This window comes from Bradyrhizobium archetypum (genome assembly GCF_013114835.1).
GTDB classification, from domain to species: domain Bacteria; phylum Pseudomonadota; class Alphaproteobacteria; order Rhizobiales; family Xanthobacteraceae; genus Bradyrhizobium; species Bradyrhizobium archetypum.
Window position 1 is genome coordinate 149,023 of record NZ_JAAVLW010000001.1, and the last position, 25,809, is coordinate 174,831.

General features: G+C 59.4%; 19 protein-coding genes and 7 pseudogenes. 10 read left to right on the plus strand and 16 right to left on the minus strand.

Translation table 11 applies throughout. From position 1 onward, the window contains the following. Positions 1-9 precede the first annotated feature (9 nt). On the plus strand, positions 10-339 hold the full coding sequence (locus tag HCN50_RS00665) for a HigA family addiction module antitoxin (protein ID WP_171707714.1): 330 nt from the start codon (positions 10-12) through the stop codon (positions 337-339). Between the two features lie 244 nt (positions 340-583). Here the strand turns inward: HCN50_RS00665 and HCN50_RS33285 are convergent, their stop codons facing one another. The 5 genes and pseudogenes from HCN50_RS33285 to HCN50_RS00685 form a co-directional block, all read right to left on the minus strand. Then, the gene (locus tag HCN50_RS33285; protein ID WP_311966976.1) at positions 584-832 is read right to left on the minus strand and encodes a hypothetical protein; all 249 of its coding nucleotides are present in this window, start codon (positions 830-832) and stop codon (positions 584-586) included. A gap of 2,844 nt (positions 833-3,676) precedes the next feature. After that, positions 3,677-4,270, minus strand: a pseudogene (locus HCN50_RS33290) (ATP-binding protein); the annotation flags it as partial. Continuing rightward, entirely contained in the window at positions 4,270-5,547 is a 1,278-nt protein-coding gene (locus HCN50_RS00675; protein WP_171707716.1) for a metallophosphoesterase, read from the minus strand. The gene HCN50_RS00675 and the pseudogene HCN50_RS33290, both read right to left, overlap by 1 nt. A gap of 226 nt (positions 5,548-5,773) precedes the next feature. Continuing rightward, positions 5,774-6,391, minus strand: coding sequence for a TOPRIM nucleotidyl transferase/hydrolase domain-containing protein (locus tag HCN50_RS00680; protein ID WP_171707717.1), 618 nt, complete (start codon positions 6,389-6,391; stop codon positions 5,774-5,776). 127 nt (positions 6,392-6,518) lie between these two features. Next, positions 6,519-7,718, minus strand: coding sequence for an ATP-binding protein (locus HCN50_RS00685; RefSeq protein ID WP_171707718.1), 1,200 nt, complete (start codon positions 7,716-7,718; stop codon positions 6,519-6,521). A gap of 962 nt (positions 7,719-8,680) precedes the next feature. On the opposite strand from HCN50_RS00685, the gene HCN50_RS00690 reads away from it, so the two are divergent. Next, positions 8,681-8,932: a helix-turn-helix transcriptional regulator gene (locus tag HCN50_RS00690; RefSeq protein ID WP_171707719.1), complete on the plus strand. Its 252-nt coding sequence runs from the start codon at positions 8,681-8,683 to the stop codon at positions 8,930-8,932. Further along, the gene (locus HCN50_RS00695) at positions 8,932-10,239 is read left to right on the plus strand and encodes a type II toxin-antitoxin system HipA family toxin (RefSeq protein WP_171707720.1); all 1,308 of its coding nucleotides are present in this window, start codon (positions 8,932-8,934) and stop codon (positions 10,237-10,239) included. Before HCN50_RS00690 ends, HCN50_RS00695 begins: the two co-directional genes overlap by 1 nt. 20 nt (positions 10,240-10,259) lie before the next feature. Here the strand turns inward: HCN50_RS00695 and HCN50_RS00700 are convergent, their stop codons facing one another. From HCN50_RS00700 to HCN50_RS00710, 3 genes are all read right to left on the minus strand, one after another. Further along, a complete protein-coding gene (locus HCN50_RS00700) occupies positions 10,260-10,457 on the minus strand; it encodes a hypothetical protein (RefSeq protein WP_171707721.1) in 198 nt (65 codons plus the stop codon). Positions 10,458-10,944: 487 nt separating this feature from the next. Further along, positions 10,945-11,418 carry a hypothetical protein gene (locus HCN50_RS00705; RefSeq protein ID WP_171707722.1) on the minus strand — a complete coding sequence of 158 codons (474 nt, stop codon included), beginning with the start codon at positions 11,416-11,418 and terminating at the stop codon, positions 10,945-10,947. 331 nt (positions 11,419-11,749) lie between these two features. Next, complete coding sequence (locus tag HCN50_RS00710) at positions 11,750-12,535, minus strand: YopT-type cysteine protease domain-containing protein (protein WP_171707723.1); 786 nt, start codon at positions 12,533-12,535, stop codon at positions 11,750-11,752. 249 nt (positions 12,536-12,784) lie between these two features. Between HCN50_RS00710 and HCN50_RS34635 the strand changes: the two are divergent. From HCN50_RS34635 to HCN50_RS34970, 6 genes and pseudogenes are all read left to right on the plus strand, one after another. Beyond that, a pseudogene (locus HCN50_RS34635) lies at positions 12,785-12,991 on the plus strand (HipA domain-containing protein); the annotation flags it as partial. 30 nt (positions 12,992-13,021) lie between these two features. Continuing rightward, positions 13,022-13,210 (plus strand): hypothetical protein, encoded by a 189-nt coding sequence (locus tag HCN50_RS00720; RefSeq protein ID WP_171707724.1) that lies wholly within the window; start codon positions 13,022-13,024, stop codon positions 13,208-13,210. Between the two features lie 255 nt (positions 13,211-13,465). Continuing rightward, complete coding sequence (gene pdxR, locus HCN50_RS00725) at positions 13,466-14,938, plus strand: MocR-like pyridoxine biosynthesis transcription factor PdxR (protein WP_171707725.1); 1,473 nt, start codon at positions 13,466-13,468, stop codon at positions 14,936-14,938. A 100-nt stretch (positions 14,939-15,038) separates the two neighbouring features. Beyond that, positions 15,039-15,692 (plus strand): FMN-binding negative transcriptional regulator, encoded by a 654-nt coding sequence (locus tag HCN50_RS00730; RefSeq protein ID WP_171707726.1) that lies wholly within the window; start codon positions 15,039-15,041, stop codon positions 15,690-15,692. A gap of 33 nt (positions 15,693-15,725) precedes the next feature. Further along, positions 15,726-16,333 (plus strand): annotated as a pseudogene (locus tag HCN50_RS00735) (LysE family translocator). A gap of 296 nt (positions 16,334-16,629) precedes the next feature. Then, positions 16,630-17,062: pseudogene (locus HCN50_RS34970) on the plus strand (transposase); the annotation flags it as partial. Positions 17,063-17,464: 402 nt separating this feature from the next. Here the strand turns inward: HCN50_RS34970 and HCN50_RS00745 are convergent. The 5 genes and pseudogenes from HCN50_RS00745 to HCN50_RS34980 form a co-directional block, all read right to left on the minus strand. Then, positions 17,465-17,620 (minus strand): annotated as a pseudogene (locus tag HCN50_RS00745) (transposase); the annotation flags it as partial. Positions 17,621-17,648: 28 nt separating this feature from the next. After that, positions 17,649-20,378, minus strand: a complete 2,730-nt coding sequence (locus tag HCN50_RS00750; RefSeq protein WP_235976684.1) for a DUF5695 domain-containing protein — start codon at positions 20,376-20,378, stop codon at positions 17,649-17,651. Positions 20,379-20,855: 477 nt separating this feature from the next. Continuing rightward, positions 20,856-21,545, minus strand: a complete 690-nt coding sequence (locus HCN50_RS00755; protein WP_171707727.1) for a 50S ribosomal protein L11 methyltransferase — start codon at positions 21,543-21,545, stop codon at positions 20,856-20,858. Then, positions 21,542-21,758, minus strand: a pseudogene (locus HCN50_RS34975) (hypothetical protein); the annotation flags it as partial. The gene HCN50_RS00755 and the pseudogene HCN50_RS34975, both read right to left, overlap by 4 nt. A gap of 113 nt (positions 21,759-21,871) precedes the next feature. Beyond that, a complete protein-coding gene (locus HCN50_RS34980) occupies positions 21,872-22,189 on the minus strand; it encodes a P-loop NTPase family protein (protein ID WP_235976686.1) in 318 nt (105 codons plus the stop codon). A gap of 637 nt (positions 22,190-22,826) precedes the next feature. On the opposite strand from HCN50_RS34980, the gene HCN50_RS33305 reads away from it, so the two are divergent. Next, positions 22,827-23,027 (plus strand): hypothetical protein, encoded by a 201-nt coding sequence (locus tag HCN50_RS33305; RefSeq protein WP_235976735.1) that lies wholly within the window; start codon positions 22,827-22,829, stop codon positions 23,025-23,027. Here the strand turns inward: HCN50_RS33305 and HCN50_RS00770 are convergent. The 3 genes and pseudogenes from HCN50_RS00770 to HCN50_RS33315 form a co-directional block, all read right to left on the minus strand. Beyond that, the gene (locus HCN50_RS00770) at positions 22,947-23,582 is read right to left on the minus strand and encodes a GNAT family N-acetyltransferase (RefSeq protein WP_171707728.1); all 636 of its coding nucleotides are present in this window, start codon (positions 23,580-23,582) and stop codon (positions 22,947-22,949) included. The genes HCN50_RS33305 and HCN50_RS00770 overlap by 81 nt on opposite strands. Positions 23,583-23,699: 117 nt before the next feature. Then, positions 23,700-24,164, minus strand: a complete 465-nt coding sequence (locus tag HCN50_RS34645; RefSeq protein ID WP_210264733.1) for a hypothetical protein — start codon at positions 24,162-24,164, stop codon at positions 23,700-23,702. A gap of 413 nt (positions 24,165-24,577) precedes the next feature. Further along, positions 24,578-25,084, minus strand: a pseudogene (locus tag HCN50_RS33315) (biotin synthase BioB); the annotation flags it as partial. Between the last annotated feature and the right edge of the window lie 725 nt (positions 25,085-25,809).

The following is a 25,809-nucleotide window of genomic DNA, read 5'->3' on the forward strand; positions in this document are numbered from 1 at the left end:
CAGGCTGAGATGACTGAGAGACGACCAAGCACCCCGGGTGAGATTCTCCGCGAGGAGTTTCTCACCCCGAACGACATCACCCAGGATGAGCTCGCGAAAGCCATGGGCGTCTCTCGTTTTCGGGTGAACGAGATCATCAACGGCCGTCGGGCAATCACGTCCGAGACGGCGGTTCTGTTGAGCAAGGCGCTCGGTACGTCCGCCCGGTTTTGGATGAATCTGCAGGTCGCAGTTGACCTTTTTGATGCCGAGCGCAAGCTTGGTGACCTGGCAGAGTCGGTTAGCTGCCTCTTGCCAGCGTCCTCGCCTGATTTCATTGTCGAGATGCCCTCGACATAATCTAGCGCGACGACGTATTCGCAATGTTCACACACCAGGCTCCGTGGCTTGGTTGAGACATCTTGTTCCGGGGTCTTTTGGCACGATCGAGCAGGAAGATATCGCTCGCGCCTTTGTCGCCGAGTTCGTTAAGAGCCCCGAACGGGATCGTCCATCTCGAAATCGAGACGATGAGGCAGAGATCGCGTGGCTCGTCCAGCATAACGATCTGATTTGAACCGGTCGCAAATTCGGTAGGTCTCCCCTAATTCGACGGGCACTCGGGGCACGTGTCGCCGATGTCGTCCAGGACCTCCCCGATCGCCGCGACGGCCTCTCGATCGGAAAGCCCTACCAGCGGATCCCGACGCGCGATCTCCAAAGCTCGTTCGCGCGCGTGTGGATCGGCGCGGTCCTGTATCCAACCGTGCTCCTCGCATTCGCGGATCGCGCCGGCTTCTTTCAGGACCGAGATGGCCCATCCCCGCGGCGGCTCCGCTTGCAAGTTGTGGATCTTTGTTGACGGCTCGACAGCTTTCGCAATCTCGCAGAGATGACGGTGATGGGTGAAGTAAACTATCTGGCCTCTGGCAGCCATTGCGGCAAGCAGGCGGAATGCCTCTTCCGCTCGGAAATCGTCGAACGTCTCCATGATGTCATCGGCAAGGAAGGGCGCTGGGGCGCGAGCTCGGGCGAACTCATGATAGCCGGCTACTCGCAGCGCCAAGTATAGCTGGAATCGGGTTCCTTTCGATAGCTCGGAAGCGATCTTCGAGCTGCCGTCAAATCCCTTCGCGATCAGGAGCTCGCTTCCGTTCGACGGCTGGGTAACGAGCTCGGAGTAGGCGCCCCGACTTATCAGCGCGAATGCCTCCGAAGCCCGCGCCATCATCGAACTTCGATGACGGTCCCGGTAGGCCCGCAGCGCCCTGTCGGCCGCCGCTGTCCCGAGCTTCAACTTGAGATATTCCAACGCCTTATCTTCTATCGTAAGCAATGTCGTCCTCCGTTTCGAATCCAGGATTGCCACGGCGCCGTCACCGCCGACGGCGGCGATCCTGTCCTCCGCCTTGTTTCGTGCGGCGAAACTGTCGCGGCTCCGACTGTCCTCATCCTCGAACCGTCCTTTCAGTTCGATCAGTTCGGCTTCCAGAGAGCCTCGGTCGATCGCATCGAGGGTCGCTTCGGCATGCTCGATGGTTTCGACCTGCATTCCTTCAAGTATTTCGTCGCGCGACTGCATCAGACGTGTCTCAAGATCTAACCTGCGAGCGAGCGAGCGCAGACAGATTTCGACTTCCGCCAAGGAACTGACTCCGAAGTGGTTGATCATGAGGCTCACTTGGCTCTGCACTTCCGCCATCTCCTCCGCGAGCGAGCGAGCTTTGTCCCGCTCGGTCGCGAGCCGCGCTTCGACCTCTTGCCGACGATCGAGCGTCTTAGTTGCGGACATGACGCCGTCTACGACGGCCTCGCAAAGCCCTAGAGCGTCCGAAGGCCTCGGGGGCAACCCGATCAGAGCGGCGAGCGCGTCGACCTCAGTCCGAAATTGGGTTTGATCACGCTGCATCTTTGCGATGCGATCGGTCAATTCCGCTTTTTTCTCCAGCGCCGAACCCAATTCAGCCAGCGCTTCCAATGTCTCTCGCACGACGGCCGTTGTAGGTAGGACGTCGCGTTCGCCGAGCCAACAAGCCGCGCAAGCTTCTCGCCAGGCCGCGCTCCATACTTGCTCTGCCAGACGGGCATCGCCGAGCCTCTTCTCGCGAGACTTCAAGTTGCGCTGTCGATCCTCGACCGCCGCGCGCAAGTTCTTGGCATCGACGGCGCGGCTTAGAGCCGCTTGGCCTGCGGCCAGCATTGCTGCGATGTCATCGCTCTGCGAAATCTCGACACCTGCCGCGCGCATCGTCCGAGCGATCCGCTCACGCGAATCGGCCGCGTCGGCCTGCACTCGCCGCCATCCTCGTTCGGCCGCCGTCAGTTTTCCTTGGGCCTCGATTGCCAGGTCGCGTTTTTGTGCCCATAGGTTCAGTCCGGCAACACCGATGGTATCGTCGAGACCGATGGCGCAAAGAGACTTCTCGATCTCCTTGGCCGTCGTCGCACGCCTCCGAAGAGTCTCTTGCAACTGTAGTCGTGCCCGTTCTAAAGCCGCCCGGACCTCAGCCCTGTCCAGAAGCGCACGGTTTAGGTCCGCTATTCCAGCGGTATGACTGGATCGCTGCTCCGTAATCAGATCCAGCTTCCGCATCGCGGTCTCGAACTCAGCGGCCGTCGTCGCGTCAAGCGCCCCCTTGTGGACGGCCCAAGCGGCTTCGCGGGCGGACCTGGCCTCGCCGGCTTCTTGATCGCTGATCACACCTGCGGCGGAGCCAAGCGCCTCAATCTTTGCTTCGAGGCGTCCTGCCTCGGCATCGAGGCGATCGAACTCGCCTTGCCGCATAGCGATGTCGCGAGAAAGGTTCGCTTCGGTCGATATCCAGTGCTGAAGTTGGTCCGGCGTCGGCACTGGAGCCGCAAGGAGTTCATCCCTACCACCGGTCCAGGGAAGTAATTCGATCAGGCGGTCGTCGAGTTCGTCCGCACGCTCCCGGCGCATGTGATCGGCTGCACGCAGTCGAGCTGCGTCGTCTGACTGGCGAGCGCTCGCGATGACTGCCGCCAATGTGGCCATCGTCGCTTCGTCGAATTCTGCACCGTGCTCTCCGATCCTAACTTTGGCCTCCGACAGGGCATCGCCTGCCTTTTCGACCTCCGCTTCGGCTGCAGCAAGGGCCGCTTCGACACCCGATCGTTGCTCCATTAGGTCGCGAAGGGCTCCTGTGACGCCGGTCGACAGGATGAGTCGTGCAGGATCCTGCTCCGAGCCGTGATCGATGTGGGTCAGAACACGTGCGACGGTTTGCTCGGCAAGCCCTAGGCGGAGGCGGCGATCAGGTAGGTCCTTCTCCGCAGTGATATACCGCGCCCGCAGGTCCACCAGCAATTCGATGCGGCTTTTCAGGCCCAAAGCCGAAGCGTTCACGATGAGCCCTTCGAGCTCACCCCGTAGATTCGCGATGGTTTCGGCCACCGCTTGCGACTGCGTCGCCAGCCTCGTCTGCCGGGTCGTCAAACCTGGGAGATCTTGATTCCACGACGAGGGAGCGTCGGGTAGTGGTGCGAGAGGAAGAAGTTCCGCGCGGAGAGCGCGAAAGGTCTGCAGTCGCGGTAGGGCGTTAATAAGGCGTTGTACTTCGTCGATCCGGGCCTGCGTTCGGCTCCGTTGAGAGAGGGCCTCGGCGTAGGCCGCGGCCGCTTCATCGCGCTCGATGACGAAGCGCGAGTATTCGGTCGCAAGCGTGTCTGTCCGCTCTCTCTCTTCCTTGAGAGCCGTCAGATTCTTCTTGAGGTCGGCAAGGATTCCCGATCGCCTACCCGGCCGGAAGAAGGCCTCCGCCTCCGCTTGTGTAGAACCGAGCCGATCGCTCAGATCGGCGAGCCCGGCGGTTGCGGAGAACAGCAGATGGCCGAGATCGCCCTTGCTGGCCAGGATGCTCTCTCCACCAGCCTCTAGCGTCTCGTCATCGAGACAGAACATCGTCTGGTAAGCGCTGCGATCGAGGCCTCCGAGTTCGCCGAGAAGCAGGGCATCGGGAACGGGATTGCCGGCATCGTCCAGCAGGCTGTTCTGAGAACGTTTGATTCGCGAGAGGCTGCGGATCCTTCCTGAGGTTTCGATCTCAGCCTCGATTCGCATGGTCGGATAAGGGTGAAGGAAGTTGAACCTGCTCTGCGACGTGATGCCGTAGATCAGATCCGTGCACGCCGACATCGCGGTGGATTTGCCAGCCTCGTTGGGTCCGTAGACGATGTGCAGGTCGGGGTTACCGACAACCCGCTCTCCAAAATCGATGAACGCGTCCGTAAACTTGCCATAGCGACGAAGTCCGAGCTTGCGGATGCGCATCAGCGTACTCCGTCCGCGTTGCTGGCGGCGAGCCGCGCGAGCACCTCTTCCGATCCTTCTCCGGCCAGTCGCCCGACGAGCAGGCTGAGGCCGGTGTCATCCGGAGCAATGCTGCGTCGGCATTCTGGCGGCAACTGCGCGAGCAGATTGTTGACGATGTCGTTCGCTTCTGCTCGGAACGCTTCGGATCCGACGATCTCGTCATTCATCATCCTTCGAAGCACGTAGACGGGGTCTGCGCTTTCTACCGCGCTGGTGACAGGCCGTCGGCAGTCGATTTCCAGCTTCTCGATCCATACGTTACCTATCGACTCCGCTCTGGCCTCGGCTTCGGTCCGCAAAAGATCAGCGTCGCGCCGGAGATTCCAAGCTATCGTCGTCGTTCCCGAAACCGCGAGTCGCGCGACGAGATGATCGGAGGCGGATCGGGTGGTAGCGTCGCCAAGCGTAGTCTCGATCCTGGCAACCAGATCGGACCATGATTCTGCTCTGGAAGCGTCGACGCTGATACGCTCGAATTGCGCCAAGCTGACGATCCGCTCGTCGAGGACAATGGAGCCGTCGTCCAGCACGCTCGCCAGCGTCACGGATTTAGGACCGCTTTCGCCGATGTCCCGCCCTTGCGGGATCCCTGGCATCACGATGGCACAGGGGCCTTCCGTCGTCGAGCGCCTATGGATGTGCCCGAGCGCCCAGTAGCGGAAGCCGGAGTTGAGGAGGTCACCCGTGCTGCAAGGCGCGTAGATATCGTGATTGGGCGAACCGTCCAAGCTGGTGTGCATCAATCCGATGTTGATGGCGCCGTCGACAGGTGGCCGGTATTTGGCGAGAAGGCTTTCGGTGGCCTGCGGCTTCGCGAAGCTGAGGCCGTGCATCACGATCGATCGTTCTCCACGGTCCCGCGAGATTTCGATTGCTTCGGCACGCCCACCGAATAGGTGCACGCTTTTCGGAAAGACAAGCTCCTTGGTGATCTTCGACAGGGCGTCGTGATTGCCCCGAATGATGAAGACTTCGATGCCTGCAGCATCCAGCCGGCGGAGTTGCTCGCCGAGAAAACGCGCTGTTTTCATTGAAGTCTGCTCGCCGTCGTATAGGTCGCCGGCGAGCAAGAGCGCGTGCACCTGTTCGTCGAGGCAGAGGTCGACGATGCGCGCAAGAACCTGTCGGCTGGCGTTGCCGATGAACTCGGCCAGCCTTGGATCGCGCAGAGCGAGCGAGCGCAGAGGTGAATCGAGGTGGATGTCGGCCGCATGGACAAAACGGTAGGCAGTCATCGTAGCAACTCACTTTTTTCGAATCAGTGAAGTTTACCGCACGTGAGAATCGTCAGCTCGCTCTCGGAGACAGCCGGAGGTCGCCGTCCTCGATATCCCCAGCGGCTTGCGGTCACCTCCTGAGAGCAGCGAGTGTGGCGCTCCGAGCAACCTCGTTGCCCTTCCGAATTTACCGGCCGTCCGATCATCGCGGATGGTCGGCCCACAGGGCGAGCGTTGTTTTAAACTACGCCTGATTGGCAAAGGTAAGGATCGTCTCGCAGAGCTGGTCAAGCGTGGCGGTATTCGCGCGTAGGTTCTGCAATTCCTTCAATCTTGCACCGATGTGCAGCGTATTCTTCTTAAGGCCGGAAACGTTGCCGTAGTTGGCAGACGCACGCGAGCCCGCAGGTTGCCAGTGCGCTCCAGCATCAACCTCTACGCATTTGCCAAGGTCATGCGGCCAGGCTGCCAGGCTCTCGGACCACACTGCATCGGCTGGAAAGGGATCCTGTTGTTGCAGGCCAGCTAAATGAAAGAGCGCACTGTTGTCACGCCGATGACTGGCTTCGATCGCTCGCTGCTGATCTGGATTGTTGTGTGTGAGCTTGTCACCATCGCAATCGAATATCACGAAAGTGGGAATCTGCAGTTCCTGGGCGATGATCAGCGGCCGGATGAGTTCGCTCTTGCCATTCACCGCGATGATGTGAGCACCTCTTGCGCGGAAGCTCTCCCAACGTTCCGATAATACCATCCAGGCATTGATGTACGCAGCGTCTTCAAGCCCCTCGACGAGAATGAGTTTGGGAGTGAAAAACATCTCACTTAGATGCGGTTGCATGACTTGATGGAGCTTGGCCAATACCCCCTCCTGAGCGGCCGGGCGGTCGCCCGTCACGGCGGCATATTGTTGTCCTAGCCTGTCGACCGAACAGGAATGTACCGTGGCCCGCCCCTCGTTCCGACGCTTCCGAACCAGACGGACGCGCTCAAAGGGTCGTGCCGTCCACGAAATAGGGGCTATGGGTCGATGCAATGACCTGCGCGCCCTTCCTACTCAGTTCCTGAAGGACTGACGCCAGGTGTCGGGCTTGCGGCGGATGCTGATATAGCTCGGGCTCTTCGATGCCGAGAAGCAGCCGCGGCCCGCCGGCGTCCGCGACAGACAGTCCCTGGAGCAGAGCGATGATGTACGAGCGCTGCATGCCGTGGCCGAACCTAGCAATCGAACCCTCGAATTCTCCGTCACCTGCCAACAGCCTAGCCACAGGCTCTTCAATCCGAATGGATGACTTCGGATCTTGGTGCCATTGCAGCTTGACGGTGGCCTCGGGGTGCGACCACTCCGCAAGTCGCGCCTGCAAGTCGCGGGAGATATCGTCGAGTGTCCCCTGCTGCAGGGCCAGCATCTCCCGGTAGTTGGCCTCGGCTTCAACGCGAAGCTCGACCAATCGCTCGGAGAAATTGACTTGCGATCGGACCGTGCGGGCGAGCAGGCGTCCAAGGGCGGTATTCTTTGCCTCCGCCTGTTCGCCGGCTGCGTCTTTCACTGCCGGGACGTATACCCACTGGACGAACTCGCGAAGTCGACCCTGGCCATGGGTTGCGCCGTAGAATTGATCCTCGCTCGGGATCGGCTTGCATTGGTCGACCCGCTCCGCCTCGTATGCGCGGAGAGCGTCAGCCATATCGCCCTTCGTTTTGGCACCAGCTGGCAGATCGGTGAATTGTTGTCTCAGCGCCGCGTAGGCGGCTTTTAACTCATCTGCTTTTGCCCCATCTCCATTCCGCTTGAAGTACGGTGCGAATTCCTCCATCGCTAGGCGATTACCGTACTGTTTGACCGTTGCGGCTCCGCTGGCGGGATCGTAGTCTGCCCGCGCGGTAACCATCAGCACATCCTGACGGTAATAATCCGCGAATGCTTCCTGCGCTTCCCGCGAAAGGTCTGCGAACGTGACCGTGATTTCGATCGGCTCCTCTACGTTACCGCGGTGGAAGTCCTCTTTGTCGAGATTGCTCAGATTGGTTGAGGTGTTCTCGATCTCTCGAAAGAAAATGTTCAGTGCGCACAGGACTGTCGACTTGCCTGCGCCGTTAGCGCCGACCAGGCAGGTGTAGTTGTCGAACTCGACAGTTTCGTCCTGATAAGCGCGCAGATTTTTAATGCGTACCGATTGGATGCGCATGCCGAATCCCCCACCCCATACGTGTTGAAACAACCACACCGTGAGGGATGACGCTAGTCGCGGTAGGACGACAACACCGCTAGAACGCTCGAAGCGCTGAATTCATTTGGCTTTTCAGGACCCTGGCGGAGGGAAGAAGATTCGATCCATCGTTCCCCTCCCCCACACGCGAAACGCGCCAATCGCCACTGATCCTGGTGCAGATTTGCATGGACGTTGCACGGGCGCGTCCGCGAAGCGGCTATGTCGCTTTCATAAGTTGCGAAAATGCTCCCTTTTGAAAGGGCTTGGTTGTTGGAGCGGGCGAAGGGAATCGAGCCTCGTATGCAGTTGGAAAGATTTGTACAAGAGCTTGGCATGCGATTGAAAACGCTTGCCTGCTAGTCCGCTCCGCTCCGACTTGCGCAATGAGGGTTCTGTTCCGACAAGGTTGGATCCTCTCTCGCCTCGCGAGAGCGTGATCCACGTGACACCACGCTTAGCGTCACTTCATTCAGAACTTTGAAGATTGGTGGCACTGCAACGCTCGACGTGAGCCAAGTGCCAAACCTTAGTTGTTGCTGGACCGAGGTGGGCTTAAGCATCCTTGTCGATCATCGCGCGCCCTGATAGGTGAGTGCCGCTATTGAGCGCCGCTAAGACCGCTATGGTGCAACTTAAGCTACTGAAATTGCTTGCTGGCGCTTTGTAGGGGATTTACGACCTGTGTAAATTCAGATCGTTGCCTGCCGGGTGGGACAATTTTCTTTCCATATGATTACCCATTAAACTATCTGCCTGGCCGTCCCACGCCCGCCCCGCCGAAGCGCCGTCGGCCAGCCCGACGGCGGCCCGCCGGCCGTCTATGCGCCATTTCCGATAAACTGATTTTATGTGATTTAGCGCATAATCTTGTTTATGTGCCGAATCCGATATTGCTATTTTATCGGAATTAGCGCATAATAGGGCCAGGAGAGTGAGCCGTGACCGACCTCGCAAGAACACCGCAGCAGATAGGCAATCTGGTACGCCGCGCCCGCAAAAAGCGCGACCTCAGCCAGACGCAGCTCGCCGACCAGGCGGGAGTGCGGCAGGAGACCATTTCCCTGATCGAGACCGGCAACCCGGCGGCAAGGCTGGAGACTATCCTCGCCGTCCTGGCCGCTCTCGATCTTGAATTTCGGATTGTGGCCCGTCGCAAGGCCGGCCCGGCGGAGATCGAGGAAATCTTCTGATGGCCCGCCGTCCTCGCCATGCACCGCTGCGTGTGCTCCTCAACAACCGACTTGTTGGCCACCTCACCAAGGCGGCAACCGGTGCTATTGAATTCCGGTACGAGGACGATTGGCTCGGGTGGGAACATGCCCTTCCCGTCTCGCTGTCGCTGCCGCTGCGCGAGGATGCCTTCCGAGGCGAAGCCGTTACGGCTGTCTTCGACAACCTCCTCCCCGACTCGGAAGCCCTGCGCCGCCGTGTGGCGCAAAGGGTCGGCGCCGCCGGGACCGACGCCTACAGCCTGCTCGCTGCGATCGGCAGGGACTGCGTGGGCGCCCTGCAGTTCGTCGCCGACGATGATGATCGCCATGGCGATGGTCACACTATCGCCGGCGACGCGGTCGATGACGAAGCGATCGAAAAGCTTCTCAAGGGGCTTGCCCAGGCTCCGCTCGGGCTCACGCGCGAAGATGATTTCCGGATTTCGGTGGCAGGCGCGCAGGAGAAGACGGCCCTGCTGCGGAACGGGGGCAAATGGCTGAAGCCGCACGGCACAACGCCGACCACCCATATTTTCAAGACGCAGATCGGGGAGCTGCCCAACGGCATCGACCTCTCGAACAGCGTCGAGAATGAATACTACTGCCTGAAACTTGCCGCCGCCTTCGGCCTGCCGGTGAACCAAGCCGAGATTGCCACTTTCGGCAAGACAACGGCGCTCGTGATCGAGCGGTTCGACCGGCGGTGGACCCGGGATGGCCGTCTGCTCCGCCTTCCGCAAGAGGATTGCTGTCAGGCCCTGTCGGTACCGCCGACGCGCAAGTACCAGAGCGATGGCGGCCCCGGCATGGTGAAGCTTCTTGGCCTGCTCAAAGGCAGCGATAACCCCTCTGAAGATCAGGCGACCCTGTTGAAGGCACAGATTTTCTTTTGGCTGATCGGCGCAACCGACGGCCACGCGAAGAACTTCAGCATCTTCATAACACCGGGCGGCCGCTATCATCTGACACCGCTCTATGACGTGCTCACGGCACAGCCCAGCCTCGACACAGGCCAAATCCAGCGCAAGCAGATGAAGTTCGCAATGTCGGTCGGGACGAACAACCACTACAGGATCGCCGAGGTGCAGGGTCGGCATTTCGTACAGACCGGCGAAGCGGCGGGCGTACCGAAAAAGCTCGTGCAGGAGTCAATCCAAGGGGTAGCCGCTGCCGCTGAAGCTGCGCTCGCCAAAATCGAAAGCGAGCTGCCAAGGGGGTTTCCAGAGGCAATTCATACTTCGGTGAAAGCGGCCGCGATGCAGCGCCTGCGTTCATTGAAAGTATAAGCTGGCAGGTCAGGGCTTCGTCAACCGCGCTGCATCTGCCGCAAGACCCGCCGCCAGTCGCTCAAGAGTGTGACGCCGTCGCGTATCGCGCTCTCGCGGATGACCAGTCGCTGGCCTTCGCGGTAGCTGGCGTCGCCGGTTCTGGCGATGTAGTCGGCATCCATCGATCCATCGCGATGGGCGAGCAGATGCCGCTGATGGAAAACATCTGCTTTCATTGGTGTTCTCCTAGTTTTGTGGTTGCGCATGCAACCGACTAGGCCCGCGACAATGAGGGGGATTGCCGTCAAGACCGGAAAGCGGCGGTTTGGTGCGGGCTGGAGCGCAGCGACGACACGGCCGCCGTTTTCCACCTGCAGCAGCGCGGAGGGCTTGGCCTTGACGGCGTGGGGGCCGCAGGCCCCAAAGCAACGGAAACGAAGTCAGCCGGAGGCTGGCCGTTCAGACTGCGTCACGAGACGCTTCCAGTCGGCGCAGGTGTGCGACGTGCTCACCTTGAATCCAGATAAAGCTGGTCAGGAGCCTCTTGGCCTCCTTGGTAGGTTGTCCGGCGTCGGTCATGCGCTCAATCAGCCTGCGCTGCCGAGCGTGGATCGTCTCCCCGTCCCGCACATGCCGCTGGACCATCTGAAGCGTGGTTTCACTGTAGCGCATGCCTGAGCATAGCAGCCTTCGGCTCTTTCCGCAGACCTGCGCGAGTGATCGTTACCGGATGGCGGAGACGGAAGCGCAGTGAGTAGAGCTCGGTCCGGACGGACGCGGCAGACTAGGATTCTTTGTGAAAGAAGATGTCGTTGACCTCTTGTAGAGCGCCTCGATCCCATCAAAAATCCCGTGCTCTGTTGGAAATGGCACATCCATGTTTGCCTGCTCCTGCCAAGCCTGCACAAACCCGGCAAGCACCTTCACGACTTTGATAGTCTTCAAATGAAGCCATCGACAAGAGAAAAGCGCGGCGCGCAGGCAACCTGATTGATGTGGGACCACAAACGTTTTTGGCTGATGAGATGCGGTTCGGTAGGCCCCGGACTTGCCCGAAACTACCGGTCCGGGGCGCAGCCGAAATGTCAGGTAAACTTTGCAATCGGGCAGATGTAGAATTGTTGAGTCCACGGCGACAGATTGCGGGCCATCATTTCCTCGATCATTCGCTGCCGAAGAGGGGCTCATCGTGGCCATCTGGGTCTTCTGTCTTGAGAGGGTGGTGCGAAGACCAACATCCTCTCAGATAGGACACCTCAGTTCAGCAGGCTTGCCTCCACTCCCGTCCAGCGGGTTCGTTCAAACGTGGGCGAGATCAAATGGGTATACCCGGGCGAGATCATCGGAATCCGCATGAACGAGCCGCTTGGCAGGTCGAGCCCGGTCGGAGCATCTTTCGGAGCCCCAATCCGGACATGCTCGAAAACCCACGGCGGTCGCAACGGGGCGTCCTGGGGCACGGTCGGTATCAGCACGACCGGCCCATTCGGGCGCGCCGGCGCCAATTGGCGGTGCCTGCAGGCCCGGCTCAAGACATTTTTCGCGTGGCAATTGATTTCAAATACAGCCCGTTGGGGTCGATATATCGGTCCGCGAGGCGTTGGAGCAAGCTATCCACCTGGTCTGATGGAACACTGAATTCTCCGTAGTTTGGATCGAAGAGCGTGGTCCTTCCATCCAACGTCGAGGTCGCAACTGTGTGTCTCCCACCTTCGACGAACTTCAAACTAAGCAAATACCTCGATCCGTCGGCAGTGATTTTGCCCAACATGCTCGAGATGCTCGCAGGGTCGTCGAAGCTGTAAACCTTCTCTTTGTGGGATGGTTGCAAACCCGCTTCCTGCAACATGGCGTATTTTGCGTCGCTGTTGGCCTGAGGAGGTTCTGCTCCCTCGTCTCGCAAGTCCCCCCTGAGATCTAGATACCGCTGCTGCCACACAGCCGCTGAGCCGTGCCCGTCCGATCCAGGTGTTAGCGCAGTCATTCGGGATCTCGGGCTGTTCTGGAGATTGCCGAGCCACTCCGCCGTCAGCCCAACGCATATGCCGTTTACATTCGCGTCAGCCAATTCGGCCGACCTGTAGTCGAACAGTGGGTCATTCGGCCTCACTGGACCGGATGTACTGGGGTTATTTGGATCCGAGACATTGGGCTTGCTGGCACAGCACCCCATGTCGGGCAAGTCCCCAGGCAGCGGGCTCCGCCGCAGCGCGAGATCCGCAACTGTTTCCATAAAGCTGTCACTATCCACCGACTGACTCGGTTCGACAGCTTGGGTCGGCGGTGTGGATAAGCCACTGATTCGATCATACATGGCCGTTCGCCTTTCCTTCAGCGTAAGTCCCTTCGCAATACGTTCGGGCTGCTCAGGGGTGCTCCGAACGATAGTCAGAAAAGCTGATCCCAAGCTGACGGCCAGGCGCTACTGAGGTTAGGAAGAGAAGACGGACGGGGCGCGCGGACCAAATCGTGCGTGTTGGCGTATCGCAGCGGCCAAGGATAGCCCACAGCCGGTCGTGCTGTCTGATTACCAGGCTGGTCGTGGCCAGGAGCGGATGATCAGGCGACGCTGCTCAGAGCGCAAATCTTCTTTTGGTTGATGGTCGCGAGCGATGGCTATGCGAAGAATTTCAGCATCTTCATCACGCCTGCGGCGCTATCATCTGACACGCTTTACGATGTGCTCACGGCACAGCCGAGTCTGGACGCCGGTCAAATTCAGCGCAAGCAGATGAAGCTCGCGATGTCGGTAGGGACAAACATTCACTAGAGGATTGCCTAAGTAGACGGCCGGCATTTCTTGCAGATAGGCGAAGCGGCGGGCGTACCGAAAACCCTTGTTCAGGAATCAATCGAACGTGTCGCCTTTACCGCTCAAGCTGCGCTCGGCAAAATCGAAAGCGAGCTGCCAAAGGGCTTTCCCGAAGCAATCCATAATTCGGTGAAAATCGCGGCTATGCAGCGCCTGAGTTCATTGAAAGTGCACTAGCAGAAACATTGCGGTTTGCTACCATGGGGCGAACCGCATTTGCGCCGCATGGCGCTTACGACCGCACCGGCCGCCGTTGACTAGTACGCACGAAGTGGTCGCCGAAACGAAGACCTGCTGGATTGGATTCTGAGGCACCCCCCGGAATAGCGCCCCCTGAGTTGCCTGCGCCGCTAACTCCTCAGAACAGCTTGGCATTCAAGGCGAATAGTCAGAGAGTGGCTTATCAAGCAAGCCTAGTTATGCGAACTTTCGATGGCACAGATCAAGACGCCCCCTGGGCACCGCACCCCGCGAATGGGAGCGCGTCAGATCTACGAAGCGCTTAGGGATCAGATCCTAGGGCGCGCGTACGGCGCCGATGGGCTGCTGCCGTCGTCCCGCGCCCTCGCCGCGGAACTCGGCGTATCTCGCGGTACGGTGACGATCGCGTATGAGCAACTCGCGGCTGAAGGCTTCATCGAGATCCGCCATGGCGCACGACCGCGCGTTATCGAGAGGGAACGCGTGCGCACTCCGTCGCGGCCGTTGTCACGGAAGGTGCGACTGTCGGGGTACGGTGAGCGTTTGAGACAGGTCGCGCCGCGCTCGGAGGAGCAATCTCGCAACCTGCTCGCAAATTTTCGATATGGGGACCTCTCACCTTCGGATTTCCCCGTGCTCGCGTGGAAAAGGGCCGTGGTCGCTGCAATGACACGGCGGCCCGCGAGATTGGCCTACAACGATCCTTGCGGCTCTCGGCGCCTGCGAATGGCGCTGCAGGCCTATCTCTGGCGTTCGAGGACCGTGCGATGCGACGTCGATCAAATCATCATCGTGAACGGTTCGCAGCAAGGGCTCGATTTGTGTGCGCGACTGCTGCTCAACTCCGACGATCGGTTCGTGATGGAAGACCCTGGCTACCTGATGGCAAGGCACGTCTTCGCGGCGAACGGGGCTGCCGCCGTGCCGATTCCAGTCGACGGCGACGGGCTGGACACGGAGCAGCTTGCAAAGACCGAAGCGCGGCTCGCGTACGTAACGCCGTCGCATCAATTTCCGCTGGGCGGCGTCATGCCGATCGCGCGTCGGCACCAGTTGCTCGGCTGGGCAAGGAAGTTCGACGCCTATGTAATCGAGGACGACTACGACAGTGAGTACCGATACGACACTAAGCCGGTCCCCCCGCTGCACGCGCTCGCAGCAAGCCAGGACGTCATCTATCTTGGGACAGTCTCCAAGACGCTCTCGCCTACGCTGAGGATCGGCTATCTGGTGGTGCCTTCTCAACTCCAGTCCCTGTTCGCCGCGGCCAAGCAGATCATGGACAGGCACACGCCGCTGATCGAGCAGGAAGCGCTCGCGACGATGCTCGAAACCGGTGCATACGACAGGCACGTCAAGCGAGTCCGACGGCGCAATGGCGAGCGGCGGCAAGTCCTGCTCGACGCTTTGCGCCGCAGATTTGGCGATCGAACCCAAATCGACGGCGCAGCCGCCGGCTTGCATGTGGTGGTCTGGTTTCGCGATCTGCCCCGAACGTCCGAAGCAGCGTTGATCGAAGCCGCTCGCGTCAAGGGCGTAGGCATCTATCCGGTCACCCCCCTCTTCAGTCCTGACCGCCGGCATCAGCCGGACGTTGTCGGGCTTGTCATGGGTTACGCCGCACTGGAGGCGCGCCAGATCGAACACGGCTGTCAGCTTCTGGCTCAGGCGGTCGATCAGCTTCGTTCGCGGCGATTGTCCTAGTCGCCATGCCCCTCCAACTGGACCATAAAAATCAGTGATAACTGGCAGTTCTAACCGAACCAGGCTCGGTCTATCTCATGAATGAGAACGGAGAACCGCCATGTATGTGCCCCCCGCCTTTAGAGATGACCAGGTCGAAAGCATCCGCGCGACTATTTGCTCCGCCGGCGTCGCCAACCTAGTCACGGCCACCGCGGACGGGCCGATTGCGACACCCTTGCCGCTCTTCCTCGATGAGACCGAAGGAGAGCACGGGGTGCTGTACGGGCATTTGGCGAAGGCCAATCCACAATGGCGTTCGGCTCCGACCGGCGAAGCTCTGGCGATCTTCATGGGTCCGGAAGCCTACGTGACACCCTCATGGTACGCCACCAAGCAACAAACCGGGAAGGTGGTGCCGACATGGAATTATATCGCCGTCCACGCGTACGGGCCGGTCGAGTTCTTCCAGGAGCCCGAACGTCTGCTCGAGGTGGTCACGCGCCTAACGAACATCCATGAGAAGGCGCGCGCGAAGCCTTGGGCCGTCAGCGATGCCCCCGCCGACTTCATTGACTCCCAGTTGCGAGGGATCATCGGAGTGCGCATTCCGGTCACCAGGTTCGAGGGCAAGCGCAAGATGAGCCAGAACCTGCCCGAGGCTGACCGCATCGGCGTCGCCGAGGGCCTTGCAGCGTGCGAAAAGCCGCAGGATCGGGAAGTGGCTTCCCTCATTCCGGTTAGCGTAGTCATCGTGTGCGAAGACCGGCCCTAGACGAACTGGTTGACGCGATTAGAGGGGTGGGCGATGCCGGACTTCCAGACGTTCATCCTGTTTTTGGCAGCGTCGCTGCTTGTGGCGATCACGCCGGGGCCAGGAATCTTCTATATCGTGGCGCGAACGCTTGTCGGCGGCAGAACGGAAGGGTTGGCATCGAGTGTTGGCCCTAGGTCTCGGCGGCCTTGTGCACGTGTTCGGCGGCGCCGTCGGCATATCTGCGCTCGTCATGGCAAGCGCCGAGGCATTCACTTTTTTGAAGATCGCGGGTGCCCTGTATCTCATCTGGCTCGGGCTCAAGACCTGGCGCGAAGCGCGCATTGTCGAGCCGACCGAGGTGCAGACGACTGGGGTGCGTCGGGCCTTCCGCGACGGCATCATCGTCGAGGCACTAAACCCGAAGACGGCCGCATTCTTTCTCGCCTTCATTCCCCACCGCGAACGTCGCCGCGCAGTTCATCGTCCTCGGGCTCATCTCGGTTGCACTCAACACCAGTGTCGATTTGGTTGCGACCCATTTGGCTGCGAGAGCGAGAGCCGGCCTTCGACCGTTAATCCTTACCAAGATGCGACAGGTGTCGGGTGCCATCATGTGCGCACTGGGAGCTACGCTAGTCTTTGCCCGTCGCGCGAGTTGATATCCGGAGGTGGCTCATATCGATCGACTTCGTGCGCTTATCTGAATGTCTTCTGTGGCTAGACCGGCCATGGCCGAGACGAAATCGACGCGAATGCCCCTTCTGCGAGTTCGGGAATGGCCGAGTTGAATCCGAAATTCGCTCCGGAGCTGACACCCGGATATTCCTGGCGCGCTGCGCGTCCCCCAAAAAGAGCAAATCGTTGATGTAGATCATTTCCAGAGACTACCAAAAATCGTATGCTGCACCTGGGAAATGACGCACGTTCTACATGGCACCGGCGTCAATAGCACAGGGAGATTTTAGCGGCCGTAAGACAGGATCCTCATGCTAGACGACTTATGAGCATCCCAGGCGTCGGTCCTCTCATCCCAGCTACCGTTCGGACATCCGTCCTGGATTCACGCGCCTTTTGCGACTGCGCGAGATTTCGCGGCCTGGGCGGGGCTGACGCCGAGGGCGCAGTCAAGCGGCGGAAAAGATCGGCTCGGCGCGATATCGAAGCGCGGAAATCGGCAACTACGGACGCTCTTGATCGTTGGTGCGACCTCGATCATCAAGCTTGCCAAACGAGGCTTGAAAGTCCCGCTCTGGATTCGGACCATGCTCCAAAGACGGCCGGTCAAGGTCGTATCGGTGGCGCTTGCCAACAAGATTGCGCGCACCATCTGGGCGTTGCTTGTCAGGGGCGGCATCTATCAGGCGCCAACTGCAATGCTAAAATCCTAATCTGAAGAGCTCTCCGGCAGAAGAAGAGGACTGCCGAGGAGGCAAGGTCTAAATCTGGGTGAACCCTGAATGACGACATTCCCGGCAGCAATCAGACCGCCTGACTCACTGCGCTTCGAGCGCGAGGAATTGATTGGGCGATTGCTTCCGCGGATATCATCGTGGCCAGCGGCCAAGTGCCGCGTTTACAGGCCGAACATATGACCGCACCGTCATCCCTTGTTCAACCAGAGAAAGATCTTCCAGCCCGGGCCGCTCCACATATGAGTCAGAGCCCCTTTTAGACGCCGATGGGGGTCCCATTCCAGTGCCGATTGATAGTCTAGAGGCGTTCTCCCGGGAGAGGGCGGCCACGGCATTCACTTTTTCCATATTTCAACGATTATTGAATTTGCCGCCGATGCCAGCCGGCACGATCATGTGGATGTGCGGATGGTGGGTCATCGCCGAACCCAAGGTATGCAGCACCGCGGCGATGCGGATACGTGCGCCGAGATGCTCGGGATTTGCGGCGATGATCGTCATCGCCTCGGAAGCCGCGAGGAACAGCAGGCCATAAGTGCCGATCGCACCCGATAATCGGCCACTAGCGAACCTGAACCCGCGGTAAGCGCGCCGCAGGCAAGCGGACGACGATCTGGCTGTCCGTGATGTCGACGACTTCCTTGCGCTTCCTCCCGTCATCGTACCGCAATTCGAACGTCACTCCCGATGCAGATGGGGCAAAGGGCTCAGGCGTAAGGCTGATCCACCCCTCCCCCAAATTCAGAATGATCGGTCGATCCGCCCGGAATCGGGCGTCGAGCAGCACCAAGTCCAGTCGGAGAGACTGTAGCCGCACGTTGAGCCGTCGCCGCACGCCATCACGTGGCCAGATACGCAGGGTGTGAGCGAATGTCTCCATGATGCCACCGTGACAAACCTGGCCAAAGATGGGATCGTCGGCAACGATCGTCGCAGCAGCGCGGACCGCCCCACAAAATCCCAGGTCGATCTCGCACGAGTAATACCACGTTCCACGGTGATGCGGCTGACCGAGCCATGTGGTCCCGCTCGGCGCCGGCTCGAAGCCGCCACCGGCCGCGCCGTCATTCTCCTCGCCCGGATACCAATAGCCATGACCGGCCGACGCAGGGCCGCTGTTCAGCAAAGCCCACGCGCTGAGTTGTGACGCATAGCCGAGACGAAGGAGCGGATGCGGGTCGTCTGCATCGTTCAGCGCATGATCAAGCAGCGCCCAGCCACCCATCTGCGCCATGTAAGTCAGCGTATAGGCGTCGCCCGCAGTCCCGCGATAATCGCTGCCCAGGTAGTAATAAGCAGGTTCCAGCCAGCCACGGCAGAACAGATTTGCAGCGATCTGACGCTCCGCGAAGGCACGCGCTGCCGCCTTCGAAACCCCCATGGCGACAGGGTCGTCAAGGGCCGAGCGCGCCAGTGCCTGCGTTGATTCGAAGGCTGTGGAATCGAACGGATATTCAGACTTGAACAGGTCCGCCTTCGGATCGACGAAGGCGCGCACCTTACGCGCCCAGTGCGCCTCCAACGTCGCCGCCTCGCGCGTCAAGCCCGCCGTCGTGAGCGCCGAAACCAGTTCGGGGATCACACATTCGTTGTAGAAGCCGGTGCGGTAGGCAGACCACATCACCACGCGCATCGGCACCGTGAACATGGCCAGCGCCGTACCGTAGGCGCGTACCAAATAATCTCGTGCGCTTTGGCGGGTGGGTATCGCGGGATGGTCACGCGCGATGCGGTGCATGGCCAAATACATCGCGAAGATGTGCGGATAGTCATAAGGCCGCCAGATATGCAGGCGGCCCTTTGGGCCGGGATCGCTGCTTTCCCTGTTCTGCTTCCAATCCGGTATGCCGTAGAGGCCGTAGGCGTATGCCTCCTGTGTGGTACGTTGCAGCCCGCCCCAGACGAACGTATCTATATACCGATCCAGCGCCGCCACTTCCGCCACATCAGGATGCTCGGCATTCTTGGTCGCGAGGTAAGCGGGCTTGCTCAGCCCGGGATCGTCGCACGTCACCTCGTAGATGCGCCAGCCCTTGATCCGGTCGTAATTGTCCGGGCCAAGCAGGACCTGCGTCTCCATATTCCACTCGCCAAACAAACTGTCGTACCATTTGGACGGGTCACGATGCTGCCGCTTCACGATGAAGGCTGCGCGCTTCTTCATCATCGTCTCGACGGGCTCGGTAGCGAAGAATTCAAGAAAGGTCTGGCGCGCACCCGGCTGGTGCAGGGTCAGCCGGTTCTCGCCCAATCGCGAAAAGCGAACCCGCCACAGTCGCCTGCCAGCCCGATCTGGCAACCGTTGCACCACCGTGTCGCCGGTAAATTCCGCTTCGATTCGCTCCACCGGAATGGAGGACGCGAGCGCGATGTCGACATGCAGGTCATTGGGAACCGTCATGCCCGGCATTACTTCCACGTCCACCAGACCGGCGTCCGCGATAGCCCTGCGCGCCGCCTCGTAATCGGCAACCCACTGGAAGCGGAGACGGTAACGCCGTTGCTCGGCCGGCGACAGGGACAGGGAATGGGTCGGCTGTCGCCAGCGAGTCCCGCCCGCCACTGCCTCGCCGGCGGCCGCCCCGCCCAAGATGTAGGCGCACCACGTCCCACTGGCTTCGGCCGAATCCTTGTGGACATCCCAATATTCCAGTGACGTGTCCGCTTCCGGTAAGAGCATGAGAAAGGGACCGGTGCTGTTTCCGCGAATCCAGAAGATGTGCGATCCATGCCCCGAGACGAAGCTGTGCTTCAAAACAGCCACCGATACAGGTTGCCCTGCCGGAAATTCGGTGTTCATCGGCATGGGCAAATAGAGGTCGCCGACCTCCACGCTCGCCATGCCGTCGTTCCGCAGCATGATCTCCCACGTCAATCCAGCCTCGTCGACTGCGAGGCGGGTCGTAAGAAGGACGCCGGCATCGCGGGCTGCTAGTTCAAGGGCCGCGCTATCCATCGGCTTCGTTGCATCAACGCCGGTTCGAAGCGTATGCCACTCGGATCCGGCACGCCGAACTCTAGCGTGAGCCGTCCCCAGCACGGCTCCAGGCAGGACATAATCCGTGTCATACGCATCATTACGATAACGCAACGAGGTAATGCCGTCTTGTGTGCACCCAACGACGAAGGGAGAGTCGGCCGCCTTCAACACCATGGCAATCTTGCGCTGCGGCCGATTGAGTGTAGGCACCGTAACGCCCCCGAACAACGCGCTACCCAAGAAGCTACTGCCCAACAGCATCGTACGACGCGTATACGTCCAGGCTTTAGACATGCCTTTGGTCTTCGTCATCAACCGTATCCGGTATCGCTACATACGGATGATCAAGGCGTGCCGTTTCCCGCCGTAAACGTCAACGCGACAAAGCGACATACGTTCTCAAGTACCCAGCAGTCGCAAGCCGGTCCTACCGGAGAACTCCCGGTGACCACCGCGAAGCCCCCCGCTGCGGCGCTAGTTGGGGGCGCGCGTCCGGGCGGCTTTGCTTCTACGGAGCTACACCACCATCAGGGAGTACGTCATCCATGTCGATGATCGCGTCCAGCCGCGAGCGCAGAAGATCGGCCTGTCCGCTGTCCCGTCGTTCCTTGGGTCGCATCGTCCCCTCCGATCCGACCACGCAATCACGACCTGCGATTCGAGGGAATCGCAAAAATGAAATTGCAAGCTTTCGGGCCTTTAACCCCAAAAAGCTTGCAATCTCAAACCTCGCTCCGTTCCGAAAATCGACTCCCGCTCAATGGCTTGGGAGGTTCTTCACAGTCGACTTTATCGAGCCGTGAGCTCCCAAACAATGCGGACGTGCCCACCTGCAATCGATGGTCGGAAAATATGCATGTCTCTGACACGCAGCCTACTCTGATCAATCAAGTTCAAGACGCGTCCAACATCTCCCTGATCGGAGAACACCACATACATTACCCCGGCGGCATTCAACCAGAGATGCGCTCCCGCGAGAGCTGAGGCCATAACTTTATGATCTTCATCATAGCAAGAGCGCTCCAGGTCGTCCTTTGCTTTCCGATTCCAATAGGGTGCGGCAAAGAGAATGACGTCAAATTTTTCTCCGGATTGCAGCGCAGAATAGATGTCGCTACAGCGCACTTCTGCTTTGTCCGAGTAACCTAATCGCTCGATGTTTATCTCCGTTGTGAGGACGGCTTGCGGATTTATATCGAGAGCCAGTAGGCGTCCTGCCCCGGCACGGAGTGCTGCAAGCCCTAGTACACCTGACCCGCATCCAAGATCTAGCACCGTTGCGCCAGGGTCGATGCGCCACTTCGACATCAAGGCATCGGGAGCGTGACTTAGGCGCGGTGACAAAACGCCAGGCAAAATGTGTAAGGGCATGCCGCTCACTTCCACGTCGTGCGGGCGTTCGCATAGTCGGAGTTCGGCCAGCATTGCATCTACGTCTGTCGTTTGGCGCCGCACAGATACGTCTACTGGGGTAGTCATTTAACTCTCCATCTTTGGGTAGCAAAGAATGAGGCGGCGAGTTCGGGGGTGTCTTGGATGCTGGACCCGTCGACCTCATCCGTAATGCCGTGCTCCATGAGCATGTCCTCGAGCTCGTCCATCGTGATCGGGGTCGGGATGGTGCCATTGCCTGCCATTGTTGTGGATCTTGTTCAAAGCGTTGCGATAGTGATTGGCCTGCTTGGAATCTGGGCGTGGTCTAGAACCGCGTTATAGGCGCCATTCTCTTCTAGGAAGTGATCAATGTGATGACACATTTCTCCGTACCGCAGACTCCACGCACCAGATATTCTGGTTGATCTGCATCACGTCATGATTTCGAGATCGTCGAGACTGCCGGGATTTATCAGCGAAGCTCGGATTCGTGTCCTGCGCTTCGCGTGTGGGATCAACCAGGTGGAATCCGCCTTCCCCCCGCGAACGAGTAGCATCTTGTGACCCATCTCGGCCAGTGCCACTAACCTGTTCTGCGGCGAGCTCGACTTATCGATACCATGGTTTCCGTAAGAGATGATCAGTCTCACTTTGCTCTCCGTCAACCGATTGTCAAAGATTGCGCGGCTGTTCCCGCGCGCTGGTTTCTCTCTCAGAAATGCGTATACGGATTTAGAGGAGGAGAACATCGCTCGTTACACGCGTTTGAATGCGCTCAGCCCTCCCCTCACTCTGTGTTGCCGCCTCTAAATAGCAATGGCTGTGCCAACGGCGCTCAAGCGCGTTAAGCTTCGGGTTCGCTTTGATGACCGTTCGCACCGTACATGGCGGGCGGTGTCTTGAACCCGACGATAGCCGTTGCACACTGTCAGAAACCGGACAAGGATCAGCGGTCGTTTGCGGCGAGCGGCCGTTGTTTCGGCGATTGTTGCGGCAGCCGCCGGATCGGAATTTGCGAGCCTCGTTGATAAATAGTCGACTGTGAAGAACCTCCCAAGCCATTGAGCGGGAGTCGATTTTCGGAACGGAGCGAGGTTTGAGATTGCAAGCTTTTGGGGCCTCAACGCCCAAAACCCGGCAATCTCGAATGTCGTTGTGACCAGAAAATCGACTCCCGCTCAAGGACTTACGAGATTCTTCACGGCCGACGAGATATGCCTCGAAGCCGGCGATCGCCCGCCGATTGGCTACTTCTTCAACAGCCTGCTAGGCCGAGCTGCTTGAGCTCGTGCGCAAGTTAGATCGGTTTACTCGAGGCAACGGTGAGCACGACTTAGGTTCTATCTCGCCTCAGACCGCTACTTCTTCAAGATCGACTACTACGACCTGTCGCGTACAGCTGGTTCGCCGGATCCGGGCCGCTCGGCAGTTACTCAGCGCGTGATGACGATCATGCGGTCCGACGAGTACTGGGTGCCCGCGGTCCCATCAAAGAAAAGGCCCCGCTCACGAGCTGGCGTCACAAACTTCATCGCGGGTCAATCGGGCGCCGGCAAATCGACGCTCATGCAAACCTGCAGCAGATGAATCCGAGACACGGCGGTATCGGGCGCGTTGCCGCCGAGGATCTAACCGCGGATCGCCCGCAGGATTGCCTTGCGCACGTTGGCTAGCTATAGCTAGGCCGTGCAACGGCAACTTGAGGCGTGGGCCGATCTCTGCAAAACCGGCCTTCAAGTACAATGCTGAGTTGGGGCTGCGGCTCCACATCGGCTGCCTCGGCGCTCCCACTTCAAGTTGGCCCCAGCCTTTTTCCGTCCCCAAGCCCACGGCAGCCTCAATAAGGTGCATCGCGACCCCAGACGATCGCTGATCCGGCACCACGTAGAGTTCGGTGATAATGCCGTAGGTTCCGCGCGCAAAAAGCGCAGCGCTTTCCGACACCATGATGATACCGACAGGACGTTCCTCGGTGAAGGCGAGAAACCCATAGACGCGCTCTTTCATGGCGAGAAGATTGGCAACCAGCTGGGTATCTAATCCGGCCTGCGCTTGGCCAGCCCCAAGTTCGGCGAGTAGGGCAGCAACCATTTGGGTCACCGTTGTGGCGTCGTCGACAGACACTTCACGCATGGTCACCATGTCACATCCTCCTCCAAGCTCAACATACCACGTAGTAGCATCGGGGCAGCGAGGCTGCCGCAGCATCCGACCCAAAGCAGATATGCTGCGATCTTGAAGCTCAAATGACGCTTTAGTTCACACCATTGGTGAGGTGATAAAGTCTTCGTGTCGATGGCAACTGAAAAAATCGCCAGAAAAATCGAAAGATAACCTGCCGGCAAGATTGTCATGGTCGTACGGAGCGCTCTTGCTTCTTTGGACCTGGGTGTCGCCCCACATTGAACCTCGTCCGAATGAGTACGGCCAGCCCTGAGTTCCATGGGCCGGTGGGATGGCAGCGATGATTTTGAGCTTCTCAGTTGCTGCGAGTAGCGCGTGCGAGAAGCTGACCGATTCGTGGTGCTTGTCGGCGCCATAGCCAGCGGTGAAACGGATTTGGTCGAGGCGTAGTCGAAGCCGGCCTTCTCGGCGATCTGGCCGCGCTTTCAAATTGTAGTCGATCTCCCAGCTGGTGCGTTGCTCAATCGACGAAATAACGGGGCCGCCCGGACACATTCGGCATCCGATAGGCGAATTTGATAGGATCGTTATCGTGGTCATCCTGTTTTCCTCGGCAAGATGGAGTTGGAACGACGGGACGATTGATAAAACGGGCAGCAACTTGCATCACGCCGCTCAGACAAGCGGGTGCGCATCTATTCAAAATCCGACTGCAGGGTACGGCTTGTAGAAGCCTTCGCTATCTGCGGTGTCAGCACGCTGACGCGAAATGGATTAGGTTAACAACACGACGCGCAAGTCATACGACGTGGAGGTGTGCGCAGACCGGAGTTGTTGGCTTCGTCGAAGACGTCATTCCAAATCATCAGCGTTCCCCTTTCTAAGCACCATTGATGACATCAATAGTCTCAGAGAAAGAGCGGCTGCGCGAGTCGAAGACAAGCTATTTTTCATCGCAGTCGGAGAACCCGCTTTCCAATATCCACAACGAACGGATCGTTTGTTACCGTGCGAGAAAAATATTGCCGGCGACAACTCCGGCGGAGGGCCGCACTAGGGCTTCTCACCATTAGAATGCGGGCGACCGCGATCAACCGTACCAGGGCGATCGGATTCAGCCTCTCCGCGGTATCGTTGACGGGCACGCCCTTGACCTGACTCCAAAGGTGATCGGAACGCTCTCCGGATAGCTCGGCAGATTGGCGAGCAGAACCAGCATGCCCATTCGGTCATCAACGCGTTCACCCAGGCCGACGATGCCTTACAACAGATCTCGATGCCGGCATTGCGCACGTGCGCCAGCGTATCGATGCGATCCTGCAGGGTGCGGTGGTGATGATCTTGTCGTAGAACTCGGGCGAAGTGTCGACATTCTTATTGTAGGATTCGAGCCCAGCTTCGGCGAGCCGTGCGGCCTGCCCAGGGAGTCAGCATGCCGAGCGTGACGTAGGTCTCCACGCCGAGGTCTTTCACCGCGCGGACCATATCGCAGACCTTTTGACATCACGGTCTTTCGGGTTGCACGCCAGGCGCACTGGGCAATCCGCTTGGCTCGCTCTCTGCTAGTCTGAGCTGGTCTCCTACAGCGCAGCTCCACATCGCAGACGGCCTAGTGGCAGAAACGCTATTTTCTTGCTAGGGCCAGCCTAGCTCCTCGATAGCGGCCAGAGCCGCATTTGTGCGCGATCAATCGCAGCTCTCAGAATGGTGCAGCGTTAAGGCGCGCGGTCGGGGCCCTCCAAAGCATCACGATCGCCGACAAGCTGTCGTGCATTGTCGCGCGTTCGCCTCCATCCACATCTTTGAATGTGTTTGCAGTCTGCACAAAGCTCATGCCGCGTCTCTTGTGAACGCTTGCGTCAAAAAGAAAACAGACGACTGGGGGCTACCAGTTCACGACGCTTTCCTTTTGTGAACCATTTCACAAAACTTGGCGCCTGAGCGGCGTAGATAACGGAGCGTTTGATTGAGAGTAGATCAGGTGATGCCGACAGAGCGGGAATTCTCGCCGTTGGAGAAGCAAGCTGCGGACGCTCTTCGTCGCGCAAGACGGCTGCCCATTGGTCCGAAGCGAAACGATCTCCGTCAGCTCGCAAGGGGACTTCTTTGGCTGCATCGACACGGTATGGAAGCTCTGGAGCAGGAGCGATCAAAAGCGGAACGTGGGGCTAGATGAGATGAGTTGCGGGTATCGGGCAGTGCTGGCGGTTGCTCGATGAATAGGACCGGCGCGCTTGTTTTCGGA

What these genes read in the sequence shown, in the direction of transcription:
- HCN50_RS34645 (WP_210264733.1), bottom strand. Translation starts at nt 24,164, where the DNA reads ATGACCACGATAACGATCCTATCAAATTCGCCTATCGGATGCCGAATG.
- HCN50_RS00700 (WP_171707721.1), bottom strand. Translation starts at nt 10,457, where the DNA reads ATGAAAGCAGATGTTTTCCATCAGCGGCATCTGCTCGCCCATCGCGAT.
- HCN50_RS00705 (WP_171707722.1), bottom strand. Translation starts at nt 11,418, where the DNA reads ATGGCCACGATGAGCCCCTCTTCGGCAGCGAATGATCGAGGAAATGAT.
- HCN50_RS00755 (WP_171707727.1), bottom strand. Translation starts at nt 21,545, where the DNA reads ATGACTACCCCAGTAGACGTATCTGTGCGGCGCCAAACGACAGACGTA.
- HCN50_RS34980 (WP_235976686.1), bottom strand. Translation starts at nt 22,189, where the DNA reads ATGTTCTCCTCCTCTAAATCCGTATACGCATTTCTGAGAGAGAAACCA.
- HCN50_RS00730 (WP_171707726.1), top strand. Translation starts at nt 15,039, where the DNA reads ATGTATGTGCCCCCCGCCTTTAGAGATGACCAGGTCGAAAGCATCCGC.
- HCN50_RS00770 (WP_171707728.1), bottom strand. Translation starts at nt 23,582, where the DNA reads ATGGTGACCATGCGTGAAGTGTCTGTCGACGACGCCACAACGGTGACC.
- HCN50_RS00665 (WP_171707714.1), top strand. Translation starts at nt 10, where the DNA reads ATGACTGAGAGACGACCAAGCACCCCGGGTGAGATTCTCCGCGAGGAG.
- HCN50_RS00695 (WP_171707720.1), top strand. Translation starts at nt 8,932, where the DNA reads ATGGCCCGCCGTCCTCGCCATGCACCGCTGCGTGTGCTCCTCAACAAC.
- HCN50_RS00750 (WP_235976684.1), bottom strand. Translation starts at nt 20,378, where the DNA reads ATGACGAAGACCAAAGGCATGTCTAAAGCCTGGACGTATACGCGTCGT.
- HCN50_RS00710 (WP_171707723.1), bottom strand. Translation starts at nt 12,535, where the DNA reads ATGTATGATCGAATCAGTGGCTTATCCACACCGCCGACCCAAGCTGTC.
- pdxR (WP_171707725.1), top strand. Translation starts at nt 13,466, where the DNA reads ATGGCACAGATCAAGACGCCCCCTGGGCACCGCACCCCGCGAATGGGA.
- HCN50_RS00675 (WP_171707716.1), bottom strand. Translation starts at nt 5,547, where the DNA reads ATGACTGCCTACCGTTTTGTCCATGCGGCCGACATCCACCTCGATTCA.
- HCN50_RS00685 (WP_171707718.1), bottom strand. Translation starts at nt 7,718, where the DNA reads ATGCGCATCCAATCGGTACGCATTAAAAATCTGCGCGCTTATCAGGAC.